This window comes from Pseudoduganella namucuonensis, assembly GCF_900116645.1.
Lineage (GTDB): Bacteria > Pseudomonadota > Gammaproteobacteria > Burkholderiales > Burkholderiaceae_D > Rugamonas > Rugamonas namucuonensis.
In genome coordinates, this window is record NZ_FPBO01000003.1 from 151,999 (window position 1) to 170,114 (window position 18,116).

Annotated in this window: 16 protein-coding genes; 8 read left to right on the plus strand and 8 right to left on the minus strand. The window is 65.1% G+C overall.

Going from position 1 to position 18,116, the window contains the following annotated elements; genetic code table 11:
* The first annotated feature begins 31 nt into the window (after positions 1-31).
* The 4 genes from atpG (at position 32) to BM436_RS04640 (ending at position 3,328) form a co-directional block, all read left to right on the plus strand.
* On the plus strand, positions 32-907 hold the full coding sequence (gene atpG / locus BM436_RS04625) for a F0F1 ATP synthase subunit gamma (protein ID WP_093554013.1): 876 nt from the start codon (positions 32-34) through the stop codon (positions 905-907).
* Between the two features lie 30 nt (positions 908-937).
* Positions 938-2,338 (plus strand): F0F1 ATP synthase subunit beta, encoded by a 1,401-nt coding sequence (atpD, locus tag BM436_RS04630; RefSeq protein ID WP_093554015.1) that lies wholly within the window; start codon positions 938-940, stop codon positions 2,336-2,338.
* Positions 2,339-2,398: 60 nt separating this feature from the next.
* Entirely contained in the window at positions 2,399-2,821 is a 423-nt protein-coding gene (locus BM436_RS04635; protein ID WP_093554017.1) for a F0F1 ATP synthase subunit epsilon, read from the plus strand.
* 84 nt (positions 2,822-2,905) lie between these two features.
* Positions 2,906-3,328 carry a F0F1 ATP synthase subunit epsilon gene (locus BM436_RS04640; RefSeq protein ID WP_093554019.1) on the plus strand — a complete coding sequence of 141 codons (423 nt, stop codon included), beginning with the start codon at positions 2,906-2,908 and terminating at the stop codon, positions 3,326-3,328.
* Positions 3,329-3,342: 14 nt separating this feature from the next.
* On the opposite strand, the gene BM436_RS04645 is transcribed toward BM436_RS04640, so the two are convergent.
* The 3 genes from BM436_RS04645 to rsgA form a co-directional block, all read right to left on the minus strand.
* Positions 3,343-3,894: a hypothetical protein gene (locus BM436_RS04645; protein ID WP_093554021.1), complete on the minus strand. Its 552-nt coding sequence runs from the start codon at positions 3,892-3,894 to the stop codon at positions 3,343-3,345.
* Between the two features lie 38 nt (positions 3,895-3,932).
* Complete coding sequence (locus BM436_RS04650; RefSeq protein ID WP_093554023.1) at positions 3,933-4,298, minus strand: VOC family protein; 366 nt, start codon at positions 4,296-4,298, stop codon at positions 3,933-3,935.
* A gap of 184 nt (positions 4,299-4,482) precedes the next feature.
* Entirely contained in the window at positions 4,483-5,532 is a 1,050-nt protein-coding gene (gene rsgA / locus BM436_RS04655; RefSeq protein ID WP_093554025.1) for a ribosome small subunit-dependent GTPase A, read from the minus strand.
* 397 nt (positions 5,533-5,929) lie between these two features.
* Here rsgA and BM436_RS04660 point away from each other — a divergent pair, with 397 nt between their 5' ends.
* The gene (locus BM436_RS04660) at positions 5,930-8,377 is read left to right on the plus strand and encodes a beta-galactosidase (protein WP_093554027.1); all 2,448 of its coding nucleotides are present in this window, start codon (positions 5,930-5,932) and stop codon (positions 8,375-8,377) included.
* A gap of 289 nt (positions 8,378-8,666) precedes the next feature.
* Complete coding sequence (locus tag BM436_RS04665) at positions 8,667-11,249, plus strand: TonB-dependent receptor (protein WP_093554029.1); 2,583 nt, start codon at positions 8,667-8,669, stop codon at positions 11,247-11,249.
* 93 nt (positions 11,250-11,342) lie between these two features.
* On the opposite strand, the gene speD is transcribed toward BM436_RS04665, so the two are convergent.
* From speD to BM436_RS04685, 5 genes are read right to left on the minus strand one after another with little or no spacing between them, the layout of a single operon-like run.
* Positions 11,343-11,738: an adenosylmethionine decarboxylase gene (gene speD, locus BM436_RS04670; RefSeq protein WP_093554031.1), complete on the minus strand. Its 396-nt coding sequence runs from the start codon at positions 11,736-11,738 to the stop codon at positions 11,343-11,345.
* A gap of 5 nt (positions 11,739-11,743) precedes the next feature.
* Positions 11,744-11,923 carry a hypothetical protein gene (locus BM436_RS36930; RefSeq protein ID WP_177306945.1) on the minus strand — a complete coding sequence of 60 codons (180 nt, stop codon included), beginning with the start codon at positions 11,921-11,923 and terminating at the stop codon, positions 11,744-11,746.
* Complete coding sequence (locus tag BM436_RS04675; RefSeq protein ID WP_093554033.1) at positions 11,920-13,395, minus strand: DUF4178 domain-containing protein; 1,476 nt, start codon at positions 13,393-13,395, stop codon at positions 11,920-11,922. Before BM436_RS04675 ends, BM436_RS36930 begins: the two co-directional genes overlap by 4 nt.
* Positions 13,396-13,405: 10 nt before the next feature.
* Positions 13,406-14,446 carry an SPFH domain-containing protein gene (locus tag BM436_RS04680; protein ID WP_093554035.1) on the minus strand — a complete coding sequence of 347 codons (1,041 nt, stop codon included), beginning with the start codon at positions 14,444-14,446 and terminating at the stop codon, positions 13,406-13,408.
* Positions 14,447-14,466: 20 nt separating this feature from the next.
* On the minus strand, positions 14,467-14,853 hold the full coding sequence (locus BM436_RS04685; RefSeq protein WP_093554037.1) for a DUF350 domain-containing protein: 387 nt from the start codon (positions 14,851-14,853) through the stop codon (positions 14,467-14,469).
* Between the two features lie 61 nt (positions 14,854-14,914).
* Here BM436_RS04685 and BM436_RS04690 point away from each other — a divergent pair, with 61 nt between their 5' ends.
* Entirely contained in the window at positions 14,915-16,426 is a 1,512-nt protein-coding gene (locus BM436_RS04690) for a polyamine aminopropyltransferase (protein ID WP_093554039.1), read from the plus strand.
* Positions 16,426-18,069 (plus strand): NAD(P)-binding protein, encoded by a 1,644-nt coding sequence (locus BM436_RS04695; RefSeq protein WP_093554041.1) that lies wholly within the window; start codon positions 16,426-16,428, stop codon positions 18,067-18,069. Before BM436_RS04690 ends, BM436_RS04695 begins: the two co-directional genes overlap by 1 nt.
* The last annotated feature ends 47 nt before the right edge of the window (positions 18,070-18,116 follow it).

The window sequence follows — 18,116 nt, forward strand, 5'->3', positions numbered from 1 at the left end:
GCCGCCATTAGCGCAGAAGGAGTAAGGACTCATGGCAGTAGGCAAAGAGATACGTGGCAAGATCAAAAGCGTAGAAAATACGAAAAAGATCACCAAGGCGATGGAAATGGTCGCCGCATCGAAAATGCGCAAGGCGCAGGATCGCATGCGCGCCGCCCGTCCCTACAGTGACAAGGTTCGTAACATCGCCGCCAACCTGGCGTCCGCCAATCCGGAATACACCCACCCGTTCCTGGCGCAAGCCCAGGGCGACGAGGCGAAGGCCGTTGGTTTCATCATCGTCACGACCGACAAGGGTCTGTGCGGTGGCCTGAACACCAACGTGCTGCGGATGGTGACGGCCAAGACGCGCGAGCTGGAAACGGCCGGCGTCAAGGTGGAAGCGGTAGCGATCGGTAACAAAGGTTTGGGGTTCTTGAATCGGGTTGGCGTTCCTGTCGTCGCGCAAGCGACGCAGATCGGCGACACGCCGCATCTGGACAAGCTGATTGGACCTGTCAAGGTCATGCTTGAGAAGTTCCAGGAAGGCAAACTCGACGCAGTGTACCTGTGCTATACCAAGTTCATCAACACGATGAAGCAGGAGCCGCAAGTGCAGCAGTTGCTGCCGCTGACGGCCGACAAAGTCCAGGCGGACAAAGGTAGCCTCAAGTGGGACTACATCTACGAGCCGGACGCTGCGACCGTGATTGACGAGCTGCTGGAGCGCTATGTTGAGGCGCTGGTATACCAGGCGGTGGCGGAAAACCTGGCGTCCGAGCAATCGGCGCGCATGGTGGCGATGAAAGCCGCCAGCGACAACGCGGGTAGCGTCATCGGTGAACTGAAGCTGATCTATAACAAGACGCGTCAGGCTGCGATTACCAAAGAACTCTCCGAAATCGTCGCCGGTGCGGCCGCGGTTTAAACGAATTTAACTATATTTGAAGGAACGAACATGGCTGACGGCAAAATCGTTCAGTGTATCGGCGCTGTGGTGGACGTAGAGTTTCCACGCAACGCGATGCCTAAGGTTTTCGACGCCCTGAAGATGGCGGGCTCGGAACTGACCCTGGAAGTACAACAACAGCTGGGTGACGGCGTGGTCCGCACCATCGCCCTGGGCTCGTCCGACGGTCTGCGTCGCGGCATGATGATCCAGAACACCGGCAAGCCGATCATGGTACCAGTGGGTAAAGCCACCCTGGGCCGCATCATGGACGTGCTGGGCAACCCGATCGACGAATGCGGTCCGGTCGCGCACGACCAGCTGGCATCGATCCACCGCGTGGCTCCAGCGTACGACGAACTGTCGCCGTCGCAAGACCTGCTGGAAACCGGCATCAAGGTTATCGACCTGGTGTGCCCGTTCGCCAAGGGCGGTAAAGTCGGCCTGTTCGGCGGCGCCGGCGTGGGCAAGACCGTGAACATGATGGAACTGATCAACAACATCGCCAAAGCGCACTCGGGTCTGTCCGTGTTCGCCGGCGTGGGCGAGCGTACCCGCGAAGGTAACGACTTCTACCACGAGATGGCCGATGCCAAGGTGGTCGATCTGGAAAACCCGGAAAACTCCAAAGTGGCGATGGTCTACGGCCAGATGAATGAACCACCAGGCAACCGTCTGCGCGTCGCGCTGACCGGTCTGACCATGGCGGAAGCGTTCCGCGACGAAGGCAAGGACGTTCTGTTCTTCGTCGACAACATCTACCGCTTCACGCTGGCCGGTACCGAAGTGTCCGCACTGCTGGGCCGTATGCCTTCCGCCGTGGGCTACCAGCCTACCCTGGCCGAAGAGATGGGCCGTCTGCAAGAGCGCATCACCTCGACCAAGACCGGTTCGATCACCTCGATCCAGGCCGTGTACGTTCCAGCGGATGACTTGACCGACCCGTCGCCAGCGACCACCTTCGGTCACTTGGACTCCACCGTCGTTCTGTCGCGTGACATCGCCTCGCTGGGTATCTACCCCGCCGTCGATCCACTGGACTCGACCTCGCGCCAGCTGGACCCGCTGGTCGTTGGCCAGGAACACTACGACACCGCGCGCGCCGTTCAGGGCACCCTGCAGCGCTACAAGGAACTGCGCGACATCATCGCGATTCTGGGTATGGACGAGCTGGCGCCGGAAGACAAACTGCTGGTGGCGCGCGCACGTAAGATGCAGCGTTTCCTGTCGCAGCCATTCCACGTCGCCGAGGTGTTCACCGGTTCCCCAGGTAAATACGTTTCGCTGAAAGACACGATCAAGGGCTTCAAGATGATCGCATCGGGCGAACTGGATCACCTGCCGGAACAAGCGTTCTACATGGTCGGCACGATCGAAGAAGCAATCGAAAAAGCCAAAAAACTCAACTAATCGCTGAGTTTGGCGCGGTTCCGCCGGAAGGTGGGGCCGCTCACCCCCGATAGGACACACATGGCAAATACCATACACGTAGACGTGGTCTCCGCCGAAGAGCTGATCTTCTCCGGCGAAGCCACTTTCGTCGCGTTGCCTGGTGAGCAGGGCGAGCTGGGCATCTACCCCAAGCACACCCCGCTGATCACCCGTATTCGTCCGGGCGCGGTGCGCATCCAGGTGGCAGGCAAGGCCGAGGAAGAGTTCGTCTTCGTCGCCGGCGGCCTGCTGGAAGTGCAGCCGAACGCCGTGACGGTACTGGCGGACACCGCGATCCGTGGCAAGGACCTGGATGAAGCCAAAGCCCAATCCGCCAAGAAACTGGCGGAAGAGGCGCTGGCCAACAACACCGGCAGCATCGACTACGCGAAAGCGCAAGCCGAACTGGCGGCGGCGATCGGCCAGCTGGCCGCCATCGCCAAACTGCGCGCCAAGCACTAAGCTGCGTCGCGGTGAACAAAAAAGGCAGCTTCGGCTGCCTTTTTTGTTTTACATTATGCCAACCCCCATCAGATCACCATCAACATGGCAAACACTATCCAGGTAGACGTGGTTTCCGCCGAAGGCCAGCTGTTTTCGGGCCAGGCCACTTTTGTCGTGCTGCCGGGCGTGGAGGGCGAACTGGGCATTTATCCCCGGCACACGCCGCTGATCACCCGCATCAGTCCCGGCGCGGTGCGCATCCAGGTGGTGGGTAAGGAGGAAGAAGAGTTCATCTTCGTCGCGGGCGGCATCCTGGAGGTGCAGCCCAATGCCGTCACGGTGTTGGCGGACTCCGCCATCCGCGGCAAGGATCTGGATGAAACCAAGGCGGAGGCCGCCAGAAAGCTGGCCGAAGAGGCGCTGGCCCACACCACCGGCAAAATCGATTACGCCAAAGCCCAGGCCGAACTGGCCACCGCGGTCGCCCAACTGGCGGCGATCGCCAAACTGCGGCATAAGCGCTAAATCAGTTATACCCGTCAGGTGCACATGCCGTAGGTTTTGCGGTCCTCGAAATAGCGGTAGGTGAATGTCCGCACGGGATAACGCTCGCGTTTGATCACCATGGTCGGCGGGGTGAAATCGAAACGCTGCGGCAGTTTCCCCTTGAATTGCAGGCGATAGCGGAATTGCGTGGCGTCGGAAGTGGCGACGGCCGCCATCATGACCGGCACCTTTTCAAGCACTTCCACGATCTCCGCGCGCTGATTCGTGCCGCGCTGGTAAATACTCGCCACTTCCGCTGTCATGATGGCCGGGCCTTTGGGCTCCCCTATCTTGAACGAGCGGCTGGTGAATTGAATCTGGGTGCCGCGGGGCAGCATATAAACCAGCCCGATTTCAACGCCGCCGTCCGGCAATGGCGTGGGCGCCGTCGCGCCAACCGTGATTCCCTCGGGAAGCACGAATGTCGATTCATCCGCCCAATTCCTGCAATCCGGCGTCGTCGCCTGATACAGATTGACGGGCGTGTATTTGTCGCCGCAAGCGGAAACCAATAAAAGCAAGGCTAGCGGTGCGATACGGCGCATGGGATTGACTCTCGACCTGAAATACAAATTATACCTCGTTATCGTTTCTCTTCCATCAGCGCCAGCAAATGGCCATCCGGATCGCGGAAGAATGCCATCCATAATTCATGGTCGGGCATTTTCGCTATTAAATGCGGCTCGCCATCGAAAGCGACACCTTTCTTTTTCAACTCCGTCACCACGGTTTCAATGGCCTCGGCATAAAAATAATGGCATATGCCCGCCGCCGGCTGAACGGTTTTGGACGAGCCTTCCAGCATCAGGCGCACGCCGGCGCAATCGAGGAAAACCAGGTCGCCGAAACGGAACAGTTTCTTCAAACCCAGGGTCTCGGCATAAAAAGCCTCCGACCTATCGGCATTGGAAACGGGCAGGGCGATCTGGCCTATGCGGGATAACGCCATGTTTTCCTCCGATTGTTATTGGCAGACACCAAGCGTAGTCGCTTTCGCCTCCCCGCTCAAGTGCCTCATGGGCGGTATGTACCAGAAACCGGCATGATCGCGCCAGATATTGGCATAAAACGCCCGACGGCGGCGCCGTGCAGCCCGGCGGCGCTTATGCCGCCAGCGCCGTCGGGCCTATACCTTAGCCGCGCTTGTCGCGGTTGCGGGCCGAGGCCGCCTTATGGATCACTTTCCACCGGGAGCGTTCGGCTATCCGCTCCAATGGGGTTTGCTGGCTGCGCTGTATATCGCGCATCAGCTTGCGGTAATTGAACAGGCGATCCGGATCGATATTGTCCCGTACCGCGCAGCCGGGTTCCAGTTCGTGTTTGCAATCGCGGAATTGGCATTGCGCCGCCAATGAATCGATATCGTCGAAGGCCGCCGCGATACTGTCCTCCCCGCCATCCGGTCTTAAAGTACGCAGGCCGGGCGCATCGATAATGCACGCGCCCGTCGCGCAAATATGCATGGAACGGAATGTCGTGGTATGCCTTCCCCTGCTATCGCCTTCACGTATTACCCCTGTTTCCTGATGCGCGGCGCTCAAGGTATTGGTCAGTGTCGATTTTCCCGCGCCGGACGAGCCGAGCAGGCATAAAGTCTGTCCATATCCCAACCAAGGATCCAAGGCCGAAACCGAAGCGGCATCCAGGGCGTTTACCGCGACGATGGGATAGCGCGCCGGTATGCGGCGCCTTAATTCATCCACACGCTGATGAATATCATGGCCGATATCGCATTTCGTCAGAACGATCAATGCCGAAACCTCGGAGGCCTCGGTCAATGCGATATAGCGTTCCAGCCTGCGCACATTGAAATCATGATCCAGGCCCATGACCAACAGGGCAGTGTCGATATTGCTGGCGATGGCTTGGCGGCGTCCGTCATAAGATCTGCGGCTGATATGGTTGACTGGGGATAAACGCTGGCTTATCCACAGTTCTCCGTGGGCCATATTGTCAACCACCACCCAGTCGCCGACGGCGAGCACATATTCCCCGTGCAATTTGGCGAGCGCGCGGGCTTTTAACTCGCGGACCCCGTCGTGGACTGTCAGCCATTCACGCTGGACTTCCGTGATGCGCATGAGCCGCGCGTCATCGGCGACTGGCTCGAGCAGGCCCAATTGGCCGGCGATTAACTGCTTGAATCCGATATGGCGTAATTGTTCAAAATTGAAAGCTATCATGATGAGCTGTATTTCCCGTGTTCCGGTACGCTCGCGGCGCGCGCGAGCACAGCCATCCACTGAATAAGGGATGGCACGAATTGAAAACGGAAGGTCGGCGCGCGATCAGGCGCGGCGCGGAACTAGCTCAACAAGCTGGAGCGGCGCGGAAGATCAGGCAGCCGACAGGATGGCAATATCCAAGATACGCATGGTTTAGTCTCCTGTGGTGGTTGATGGAGTGGCAAGTGTCGCACCGATGGCGCCGACGGTCAATCTGTAACCCTGCCAGCCGGGGTAGGCCTGCGTCTCCAGCTATGTGATTTGGGTATATGTTTTGATTGATTCTTCATATTTCCATGTTGACAACGCCACTTAGACTCCGTGCTTATAACCAAAATATCCATACGGAGAAAAAATGAACCGGACTATCACCTTCGCGCCCTTGCTGGCCGCGATGCTGGCCAGCGGCATGGCCTCAGGCCAGACCCTGTTGAAGATCGACGCCAGCGCGCCAGTCAAGGCGCCTTTGGAAAACCAGTTGCGGATGGGCGCCGCCGTCTCGCCCTCCGGCGAACGCCTCGGCGTCAACAGCCAGTACCTGACCCGCAACGGTAAGCCGTGGATGCCCGTGATGGGCGAATTCCATTACAGCCGCACCCCGCCCGACGAATGGGAAACCGAATTGCGCAAGATGAAGGCGGCCGGCATCGACATCCTGGCCACCTATGTGATGTGGAACCACCACGAGGAGCGCGAGGGCAAGTTCGATTGGAGCGGCCAGCGCGACCTGCGCCGCTTCGTGCAACTGGCGGCGAAGGCCGGGCTGGAGGTGGTTGTGCGCATGGGCCCGTGGGTGCACGCGGAGGTGCGCTACGGCGGCATCCCGGACTGGGTGGTGAACGCCATGCCGACCCGCAAGGACGACCCGCAATACCTGCGCCACGTCGAGCGCCTGTATACGGAAACCGGCCGCCAGCTCAAGGGCCTGCTGTGGAAGGATGGCGGCCCCGTCATCGGCGCGCAGATCGAAAACGAATACAACCTGGACGGCCCGGGCGAGGGCGCCGGCCACATCTCCACCCTGAAGGGCCTGGCGAGGAAGGCCGGCGTGGACGTGCCGATGTACACCGTCACCGGCTGGGACCAGACCGTCTACCCGTCCGGCGAGGTCACCCCCGTGTTCGGCGGCTACCCGGACGAGCCGTGGGCGCGCGGCACCACGGAGCTGCCGCCGAAGGAAACCTACGCCTTCCGCTTCGACAGCCGCGTCAGCGGCGACCTGGGTGCGCAGACCGTCGGCAAGGGCAAGGGCACGGCCGACAGCGACATCGAGAAGACGCCGTTCCTGGGCGCCGAGTACGGCGCCGGCCTGCCGTTCATGTACCGCCGCCGCCCGGTGGTGTCGCCGGACGACATCGCCTCCATGCTGCCGGTGCAGCTGGGTTCCGGCGTCAACCTGGTCGGCTATTACATGTTCCACGGCGGCCGCAACCCCATGGACCTGACCTCGCTGGAGGAAAGCACGCTGAGCGGCGGCTACAACGACACGCCGATGATCAGCTACGACTTCCAGGCCCCGCTCGGGCCGGACGGCCAGCAGCGTCCGGTGCTGGCCAAGCTGCGCCCCTACCACCTGTTCATGCGCGACTTCGGCGACCGCCTGGCGCCGATGACGGTGCGCAAGCCGGACGTGGTGCCCACCGGTCCGGAAGACCTGGCCACGCCGCGCTACTCGGTGCGCGCCAAGGGCGACAGCGCCTTCCTGTTCTTCAGCAACCACGTGCGCCAGTATCCGATGCCGGCCCAGCGCCAGCTGCGCTTCTCGGTCAAGCTGCCGGGCGGCGACAAGGTCTTCCCGCGCCAGCCGGTGGACGTGGCCGACGGCGGCTACTTCGTCTGGCCGGTGAACTTCGACCTGGACGGCACCCGCCTGTCCTACGCCACGGCGCAGCCGGTGGCGCGCCTGGACACCAGGGAGGGCATCGTCTACGTGTTCGCCGCCAGCGACGGCATCCCGGTCGAACTGGGCTTTGAGTCCGGCGCGGAGGCCTACCTGCTGGCGCCGGGCGCGCGCGTGTCCAAGGCCGACGCGGCCGGCGGCGACGTGGTGGTGGACGGCATCCAGCCGGGCACCGGCGCGGCCGTCACGCTGCGCCGCGCCGCCGGCCGTCCGGTCACCGTGATGGTGCTCACGGCCGAGCAGGCCCGGCAGCTGACGGTCGGCCAGCTGGCCGGCCAGCGCCGCTTGGTGCTGAGCGCGCAGCAGACCTGGTTCGCCGACGGCGGCCTGCGCCTGCGCTCGAACGGCGACCCGGCCTTCCGCTTCGCGGTCTATCCGCCGCTGGCCAAGGCGCCGAAATCGGCCGGCGCGCTGCGCGCCGGCAGCGACGGCCTGTTCCAGGCCTTCGACACCGCGCTGCCCGAGCGCCGCCTGCGGGCCACCATCACGCCGGTGCGTGCCGCCCAGCCGGTGGCGCCCGTCATGACTGGCGGGCTGGCGAAGGCGGCCATCCAGCCGGTGCCGGAAAGCTTCCGCAACGCGGCCGCCTGGCGCATCGACATCCCGCGCGAAGCGGGCGGCAAGCAGGACGCGCTGATCGACCTCGACTTCGTCGGCGACATCGGCCGCCTGTTCAACGGCACCCGCATGCTGGACGACTGGTACTACAGCGGCTACGGCTGGCAGTACCCGCTCAAGCACGCCGGCGCCGGCGCGCTGACGCTGTCCGTGCTGCCGCTGCGCGCCGACGCGCCGGTCTACATCCCGAAAGAGGGCCGTCCGGACTTCGGCGGCAAGCCGCAAGTGGCCGAACTGCGCGGCGTGAGGGTGACACCGGTCTACCACCTCAGCGTGCGGCCATGACGCGGCCCGGCCCTGTGGCGCCTCCGCCACAGGGCGGCTTTTAGCCCGACCCGACAGCCATATCCGCCCGCCCGGCGCCCACCGCGCCGGGCGGGCTTGGCCGTGCGCGCGCCATAGCACGGTCATGCTATTCGCGGGGTTGTCAAGCTGATCAGCTATACAAATTGCTCATAGGTATGAGCGAATTCGATATTGGTTTGCAAAGAGTCCGGTCCCGTAGGATGAATTCGGCGGCAAATTTAGTATTTACACAACGACCGCACAACAACACAAAAGAGGGAGACTACCCATGAAAAAGAAACAACTCAGCTGGCTGATCGCCGGCATCTTCACCGTGCCCGCCGCCGGCGTCGCGCAGGCCCAGACCTCCGCCGTCAAGGCGGAGGAAGTCCAGCAAGTGACCGTGTCCGGCATCCGCGCCTCGGTGCGCAACGCGCTGGCCGTCAAGGAAGCGTCCAACAGCATGGTCGAAGTGATCGCCTCGGAAGACATCGGCAAGCTGCCGGACACCACCATCGCCGAATCGCTTGCGCGCCTGCCCGGCTTGTCGTCCGGCCTGGACCGCGGCAACGCCAGCCAGGTGGTGGCGCGCGGCCTCGGCCCGCGCTTCATCGGCGCCACGCTGAACGGCCGCGAGCTGGCATCCGCCGAACCCAACCGCGCGGTGCGTTTCGAGCAATTCCCGTCCGAGTCGGTCAGCGGCGCCATGGTCTACAAGACGCAGTCGGCGGAACTGGTGGAGGGCGGCATCGCCACCACCATCGATCTGCAAACCGTGTCGCCGCTGAAGTACAGCGGCCGCCAGGCTTCGGTGAAGGCCGACGCGCTGTACTACGCGATGTCCAAGGATGTGCCTGGCGCCAAGAAGACCGCGCCCCGCCTTGGCGGCATCTACATCGACCAGTTCGACGACCGCAAGCTGGGTGTGGCGCTGGCCTTCAGCTACCAGGACCAGCCGTCGGTGGAAAAGAACGTCAAGCACTTCGGCTTCAACGAGGACCATTCCGGCGACCTGAACGGCGACGGCAAGGTGGACAAGACCCCATGGGGCTGGCAGGACGGCATCAAGCGCGGCACCAACGAGCGCTCCAGCGTGCTGGGCAAGGTGGAGTGGAAGCCGAACGCGGACGCCCTCGTCACCGGCGACGCCTACTTCGCCCGCGCCAAGATCAAGGAACCGGGCCTGCAGCACTGGAGCGGCGACATCGGCAACTGGGACGGCTGGCAGAAGGGCAATTACACCAGCCATGACATCCGCGACGGCTACGTGGTGGGCGGCACCGTCAAGGACGTGGGCCTGACCACCAACGACACCTTGTGGACGCAGGACATGGACACCTTCGCCACCGGCGTGAACGGCAAGTTCAACGCGGGCGACTGGAAGCTGGAAGCCGACCTGTCCAGCTCGCGTTCCGGCCGCGACAGCGCCTGGCGCGACCTGCGCCAGTTCGCCAAGAGCGGCGCCACCGTCAGCTGGTCCTTCACCGGCAACGAGCACCAGCAATACAGTTATGGCCAGGACACCGGCAACCCCGCCAACTTCGGTCCCGCCACCTTGTACGTGGACACCGACGGCCACCTGCGCGACCGCCTGGACGCGATCCATCTGTCCGCCGCGCATCCGCTGGAACTGGGTCCGATCAACCGCGTGAAGTTCGGCGCGCGTGTCAGCGACCGCGAGAAGAAGTACCACCAGACCACCTGGAGCCTGAGCCCGACCGGCGCCATCGCGGACTCGGACTATGAGCGCGTCACCATCGCCGGCATGGCCGCGCCATTCATCGCGCTCAAGGACTTCATGGGCACCACCACCAAGGTCTTCGGCGCCAACCCCTGCAACGCCGACGGCCGCGCACCGACGCAGAACGACCTGCTATCGGGCTGGCGCGTGAAGGAACGCAGCTCCTCGCTGTATGCGCAGGGCGACATGGAAGGCGAAGTGGGCGGCCGCGGCTACCGCGGCAACGTCGGCCTGCGCGTGGTGCACACCAGCCAGACCGGCGAAGGCATGCAGTCGCTGAACGGCGCCGCGCCCACGGCGGTCAGCGGCGGCGCCAGCTACACCGAGTTCCTGCCCAGCCTGAACCTGATCTTCAACATGGACGAGCAGCAGGAACGCCAAGTGCGCTTCAGCGTGGCCCGCGCCATGTCGCGCGCGCCACTGGACGAGATGCGCGGCTCGCGCAACCTGAACGTGGACCCGAACCCGGTGCAGCCGCTGACCGGCAGCGCGGGCAATCCGGAACTGAAGCCGATGATGGCCAACCAGGTCGACCTGGCCTACCAGTGGTACTTCGGCAAGGGTTCGCTGCTGTCCGCGGGCGCGTTCTACAAGAAGCTCAGCCGTTACATCGGCATCACCGGCGACACCACCACCATCAACGGCCGCGGCGCCGTGATCACGCGCTCGGTGAACGGCGAGGGCGGCAACGTGCGCGGCGTCGAACTGGTGTACCAGCAATCGTTCGACAACGGCTTCGGCGTCTTCGGCAACTATTCGTACACCAGCAGCGACATCAAGGAGAACTTCCCGACCGCGAGCCCGTTCCCGATCGAGGGCTTGATGAAGCACAACGGCGGCGTCACGCTGTGGTACGAGAACAGCGGCTATGAAGGCCGCCTGTCGGCCAACTACCACAGCGCCTTCGTGCGCAACCCGACCTGGGGCGCGGGCCAGCTGATCAACAACGAAGCGGAAACCTATGTGACGCTGAACTTGTCCAAGCAGTTGACCAAGAGCCTGCAAGTGCGCTTCGGCATCGACAACCTGACCAACCAGAAAGTCGTCTACACCACCGCCAAGAACCCGTTCCAGCAAGAGGTCACCGAGTTCGGCCGCCGCTTCAACCTGGGGCTGTCGTACAAGCTGTAAGAGGGAATGGCGTCAAAAAAAGGGGTCAGGTTCGGTATTTTTAAAAAAGGGGTCAGGTTCGGTATTTTTTAATACCGAACCTGACCCCTTTTTTTATTCCGCGTTCCGCTGGCCGCAATGCGGCGCGCGGCGGATGGTGTGCAGTTCGCACGACCGCGGCGCCAGCGCCTCGCGGATGATGTCCAGCGCCAGTTGCGGCCGGGCGGCGCCGCACATGAAGATGTCGGCCGCCGCATAGCCGTTTTCGGGCCAGGTGTGGATGGAGATGTGGGACTCGGCCAGCAGCACCACGCCGGTCACGCCCAGGCCCTCGCCGAAGCCGTGGAACTGGCTGTACAGCACGTGCGCGCCGGCCGCCTCGGCGGCCGCGCGCAGCAGGCGCTCGATGCCGGCGCAGCCGGTCAGCCGCTCGGGCGCGATGCCGGCCATGTCGGCCAGCAGGTGCGTGCCCGCCGGCTGGTGGACGCGCGGCGCGGGCGTGCCGGCCATCGCCGTCACTTGTGGCCCCCGCCGCCGGAGCCGCCGCCATAGCTGCCGCCCCCGCCGCCGGTGTGCGAACTCCAGCTGGAGCCGCCGCCGCCGCCGCCGCCGCCCGGGCCGGTCGCCATGCCGATCCAGCTGGTGCAGCTGCTCACCAGGGTCACGAACAGCGCGTAGAAGAAGTATTTGATCACGTGTCGTCCTTGTCGGTGAAGTCCAGGAATAGCGCCGGCAGGTAGACCGCCAGCGCGCCCAGCAGCGTGGGGACGAAGGCGCTCCTGAAGGCGAACAGCACCGGGATCGCGTTCAGCACCAGCATGATCATGATGAATTTCTTCGCCATGATGCCGTAGCGGCCCTTCACCCAGACCTCCTTGGGCGTGGCCGGCGACAGCTCGCCATGGAAGGCGGCGCCGAACCAGGCCTTCACCTGGTCCGTGGGGATGGGCGTGGAGCGCGACCACGTCAGTTCCTCGCCCGTCAGCTCGGCCGACAGGCGCACCTGGTTGTGCTTGAACTCGTACACGCGCGCGCTGTCGCCCACGGCGACGCGCCAGTTGAAGGCGCCCGCCGCGTGGACCACGGTGGCGCGGTAGTCGTACAGCTTTTCGTAGGCGACCTTGTCGAACGTCGCCGTGTCCGCGCCGGTCCAGTGCCAGTCCGGCCACTCCTCCATCACGTTGGCGCGGAACCAGCCCTCCTCGGTCTCCACCAGCCAGGAGAAACCCGAGCGCGCGCCGTGCAGCAGGTATTCGGTCCACCGCGCGCCCTCGTCGTCGCGGCGCACCATGAAGCCGATCACGCGGTATTCCTGCTTGTTCAAGCTCGCCACCGCGCCCAGTTCCAGCGAGGTGGGCACCGCCGCGGCCTTTTCGCCCGCCGCCAGCACCCGCGCCTCGGGACCCGCCGCGTCGATCCGCGTGCGGCAGGCGGGGCACAGCAGGTTGGCCGTCATGCCGGGCAGGTACTTGATCGGGCCGCCGCAGGCCGGGCAGTCCAGCGCGGACAGCTTGCCGCGGTAGCGGCCCGCGCTGCGCTGGATCTGGTCCTCGTCGCGCAGCAGCTGGAACTTCAGGCCGTCCAGCGTGACGGACAGGCCGTTGTAGACGGCGGGCGCCGGGCCGTCCGAGTAGTCGAGCGTGACGAAGCTCGCGCCGCGCCGGAAGTCGGCCACCTTGGCCTGCCAGCCTTCGCCCACCTTGAACGGCAGCTCGCCCTGGCCGCCGACGCATTGCGCGGTGCGCAGCTCGGACGTCATGAAGCGCTCGGCGCCGATCGATTCCATGCGGCCCGGTTCCAGCGCGTCGAACGAGGGCAGGGGGCCGCCGGCGTCGCGCGCCGTGGTGATGGTGTACAGGCCGGAGGAGTCGCCCAGCCACGCGGTCTGGCCGTCGTCGAACAGCAGATACCACTCGTTCCACACGCCGGCCGCGTAGCGCAGCTGGATGCGGCCCACCACGCTGAATTGCCGGCCGCCGAAGACGCCGGAGGCGCCGATCTGGATCGGCGAGTAGTCCTCCAGCACGGAGGACATCCTGCCCAGGTCCTGGACCGCGTCCACGTCCTTCAGCACGCTCGTGTTGCAGTACTCGCACACGGCCATGACGGAGGCGTGCGAGCGGAACTTGACCTCCGCGCCGCAGCTGGGACAGGAAACGGTTTGCATGTACGCGGGCTTAGCCTATCAGTTTCTTCAGCAGCTCGGACTTGGCGCTGTCGTAGTCGGCGGCGGAGATCAGGCCCTTGTCCAGCAGGCCTTTCAGCTTTTCCAGGCGCGCCTCGATGCCGTCGTCGGCGGGGGCGGCGGGGGCGCCGGCCGGTTGCGGCGCGCCCACCGGGGTCAGGGTGGAGCCCACCGCCTGGCCCATGGCCTGGCCCAGCATCACGCCCGCGCCCAGGCCGGCGCCGATGCCGGCGATGCCGCCCTCGTTCTGCGCCGCCAGCGGGATCGCGCTGGCCACCTGGAACTTGGTGTAGCCGCTCATCTTGTCGGCGCCCAGGCCGCCCTTCATGCCGGCCGAGATGCGCTCGTCGAGCGCCGCCTGCAGTTCCTCCGGCAGGCTGACGCTGGCCACGTTGAATTCGTCCAGGCCGATGCCGTAGCGGGCGAAGGCGTCCGCCAGGTCGCCGCGCACCTGCTGCGCCATCAGCGCCTGGTTGGCCGCCATGTCCAGGAAGGCCACGTTGGCGCCGCCCAGCGAGCTGGCCATGGTCGCCATCAGGATGCCGCGCAGCTGGTCCTCGACGTTGTCGCGCGTGTATTGCTCGCGCGTGCCGCTCAGCTCCGTGTGGAACTTGCGCGGGTCCGCCACGCGGTAGGAATACATGCCGAAGGCGCGCACGCGGATCATGTCGAAATCCTTGTCGCGGATGGTGATCGGCTGCTGCGTGCCCCATTTGCGGCCGGTCTGCACGCGGGTGCTGAAGAAATACACGTCCGACTTGAAGGGCGCGTCGAACAGCTTGTCCCAGTTTTTCAGGTTGGTCAGCAGGGGCAGGGTCTGGGTGCTCAGCTTGTGGGTGCCGGGGCCGAACACGTCGGCGATCTGGCCCTCGTTGACGAACACCGCCATCTGCGACTCGCGCACCACCAGCACGCCGCCGTTCTGGATCTCCATGTCCTCCATCGGGTAGCGCCAGGCCAGCACGCCCTCGGTGTCCTCCGTCCATTGCAGGACGTCGATAAACTGTTTCTTGATGAAGCTGCCGATGCTCATGGTCTTGTCCCCCGAGGTGTTTAGGATATGCAGGCGGCGTTGATCGCGCCTATCGCCAGCGAGATGGCGCCCAGCAGGCCGCCGAAGGCGGCGTTGCCCGATTCGATATGGTCGCGCGACATGCGCAGCATGCGCGTGGTGCAGAAGTAGGCCAGCACCTGCACCGCCATGGCGCCGAAGGCCCACAGGAAGAACTGCTGGTAGTCGGCCGTGTGCATCAGGCTGGAGGCCACCGTCATCGAGAAGCCCAGCAGCGCGCCGCCCAGCGACAGCGCTGCGGCGGCGTTGCCCTGGCGGATCAGCAGCACCTCGTTGTAGGGCGTGAGCCGGGTGTAGATCATGAAGAACATGATCAGCAGCAGGGCCGCCAGGAACAGGTGGATCAGATAATTTAGGATGGGCGGCACGGCGATCCTCGGTTAAAGTGGCTATCCTGATAATGCCGCATATTAGATCATAAGCACGCCCATGAACAAAAAGATTCTGATCCTGTCCGTTTTCGTTGTCGCCTCCTGCGGACTGGCTTATGAACTGATCGCCGGCGCGCTGTCCAGCTACCTGCTGGGCGACTCCATCCTGCAGTTCTCCACCATCATCGGCTGCTACCTGTTCGCCATGGGCGTGGGCGCCCACCTCTCCAAGTACGTCAGGGACGAGGACGTGCTGGCCCGCTTCATCGACATCGAACTGGCCGTCGGCCTGGTGGGCGGCGTGTCGGCCGCCGTGCTGTTCCTGACCTACTCGTGGATGACCACGCCCTTCCGCGCGCTGCTGTACGTGATGGTGTTCCTGATCGGCGCCTTCGTCGGCATGGAGGTGCCGCTGGTGATGCGCGCGCTGAACGAGCGCAAGACCGAGTTCAATGAACTGGTCAGCCGCGTGCTGACTTTCGACTACCTGGGCGCGCTGGCCGTGTCGCTGCTGTTCCCGCTGGTGCTGGCGCCCTATCTCGGCCTGGTGCGCACCGGTTTCCTGTTCGGCATGCTCAACGTGGGCGTCGCCTTCTGGACCATCCACGTGTTCCGCCATGAACTGGGCAACATGGTGGGCCGGGTGTTGCGCGCCTCGGCCGTCATGTGCGTGCTGCTGTTCGGTTTCGCCACGGCGGACCGCATGACGCACTGGGGCGAACAGGGCCTGTTCGGCGACGACATCGTGTACTCCACCACCACGCCCTACCAGCGCCTGGTGATCACGCGCTGGAAGGACGACCTGCGCCTCTACATCAACGGCAACCTGCAGTTCTCCTCGCGCGACGAGTACCGCTACCACGAGGCGCTGGTGCATCCGGTGATGGAGGCGCTGCCGTGGGCGCGCCGGGTGCTGGTGCTGGGCGGCGGCGACGGCCTGGCGCTGCGCGAGATCCTGCGCTACCCGAACGTCGAGCACGTGACGGTGGTGGACCTGGACCCCGCCATGACGGGCGCCTTCACCACCCGCGACGAACTGGTGAAGCTGAACGGCGGCGCCTTCCGCGACAAGCGCGCCCGCGTCGTCAACGCCGACGCCGCCATGTGGCTGAAGGACACCGACGAGATGTTCGACGCCGTCATCATCGACTTCCCCGACCCGTCCAGTTTCGCGCTGGGCAAGCTGTACTCGGTGCCCTTCTACGGCATGGTGAGGAAGCACCTGGCCGCCAACGGCCTGATGACGGTGCAATCGACCTCGCCCTTCTTCGCGCCGCACGCCTACTGGACCATCGACGCCACCCTACGCGACGTGGGCCTGCGCACCTGGCCCTACCACGCCTACGTGCCCTCGTTCGGCGAATGGGGCTTCATCCTGGCCTCGCCGCAGCTGGACTACAAGCCGCCCACGGCCTACCGGCTGCCGATGCGCTACCTGGACGCGGACACCACGCGCGAGATGTTCATCTTCCCGCCCGACATGCGGCGGCTGGACATGGCGCCCAACCGCCTCAACACCCAGTCGCTGGTGCATGAATTCGAGCAGGACTGGCGGCGGGTGATACGCTGATGCTGCGCCGCTCCTTCCTGGTGTGGGCCGCCGGCAGCGGCCTGGCCGCCGCCGGCAGCGTGGCCGGCTTCCAGCGCTGGCGGGAGATCACGCCCAGGGTCCACTACCCCGGCCGCGCCGAGGGCCATTACCTGCGCGACCGCAAGGCCCTGCCGCCGCCGTCGACGGTGATCGAGACCGACATCGCCATCCTCGGCTCGGGCATCGCCGGCCTGTCCGCCGCCTGGAAGCTGCGCAAACTGGGACACGGCGCGGGGCCGGGGCGCGTGTTGATGATAGACGGCCCCCAGCCCCACGGCAACGCGGCCGGCGGCCGCTTCGGCGACCTGGAATACCCCACCGGCGGCCACTACCTGCCGCTGCCGTCGCCGGAGTCCGCGCACGTGCGCGAGATCCTGGCCGACATCGGCGTCATCCAGAAGGACCCGTACGGCGACAAGCCGACCTACGACGAGCGCTTCCTGCTGCACGCGCCGGAGGAGCGCCTGCTGTACCAGGGCAAGTGGCAGGAAGGCTTCATCCCCACCGAGGGCGTGGCGCCGGAGGAGCTGGCGGAACACAAGCGCTTTTTCGCCGAGGTCGAGCGCCTGCGCCAGACGCGCGGCGCCGACGGCAGGCGGATTTTCGTGTTCCCCACCGTGTTGTCGTCGGAGGACCCCGAGTGGCGCAAGCTGGACGACATCACCCTCAAGCGGTGGCTGGAACAAAACGGCTACCGCTCGCCCACCCTGCACTGGTACCTGAACTACTGCTGCCGCGACGACTACGGCACCCGCTACGACCAGGTGTCCGCCTGGGCCGGGCTGCACTACTACTGCAGCCGCTGGGGCGAGGCCGCCAACGCGGCGCCCGGCGCCTGGCTGACCTGGCCCGGCGGCCTGCAGCCGGTGGCGTCGGCCATGGAAAAATCGGCCGGCGTCGAGCGCATGGCCGGCGCCGCCGTCAGCGTGCGCCACACGGCGGCCGGCGTGGAAACGCTGTGCTTCGCGCTGGAGGACGGGCCCAGCGGTCCCCGGCCGCGCACCTGGCTGGTGAAATCCCGCAAGGCCATCTGCGCGATGCCGCTGTACGTGGCGGCGCGCGTGGTGGAGGGCATGGAGCGCCACGGCTTCGACGCTGAGCGCCACACGCCGCTGTACGCGCCCTGGCTGGTGGCCAATTTCCTGCTCAAGCGCTTCCCCCTGGAGCCGCAGGGGCGGGGCGACGCGCCGCTGTGCTGGGACAACGTGGTGTACCAGGAGCCGGGCCTCGGTTACGTGGTGTCCACCCACCAGGACATCCGAGTGCGTCCGCCGGAGAAAACCGTGTTCAGCGCCTACGTGGCGCTGTCGGACCGCAATCCGTCGGCGGCGCGGCGCTGGCTCGCCAGCGCCACCCCGGCCGAGCTGCTGGCGCTGGCCGGCGCCGACCTGCACACGGCCTACGGCGCCGAGTTCGCCTCCTGCGTGGAACGGGTCGACATCACGCTGCGCGGCCACGCCATGGCGGCGCCGCTGCCCGGTTTCCGGAGCAACGCGGGGCTCAAGGCGCTGCGCGAGCTGGACGGCCCCATCCTGTTCGCGCACGCCGATTTGTCCGGCTTTTCCGTGTTCGAGGAGGCCGCCTGGTGGGGATGCCGGGCGGCCGCGCTGGCGGCGGCCTGATCCGTTTACCTATTCCAATTCAATATAGGTTTTGGCAAAAGAAGCAT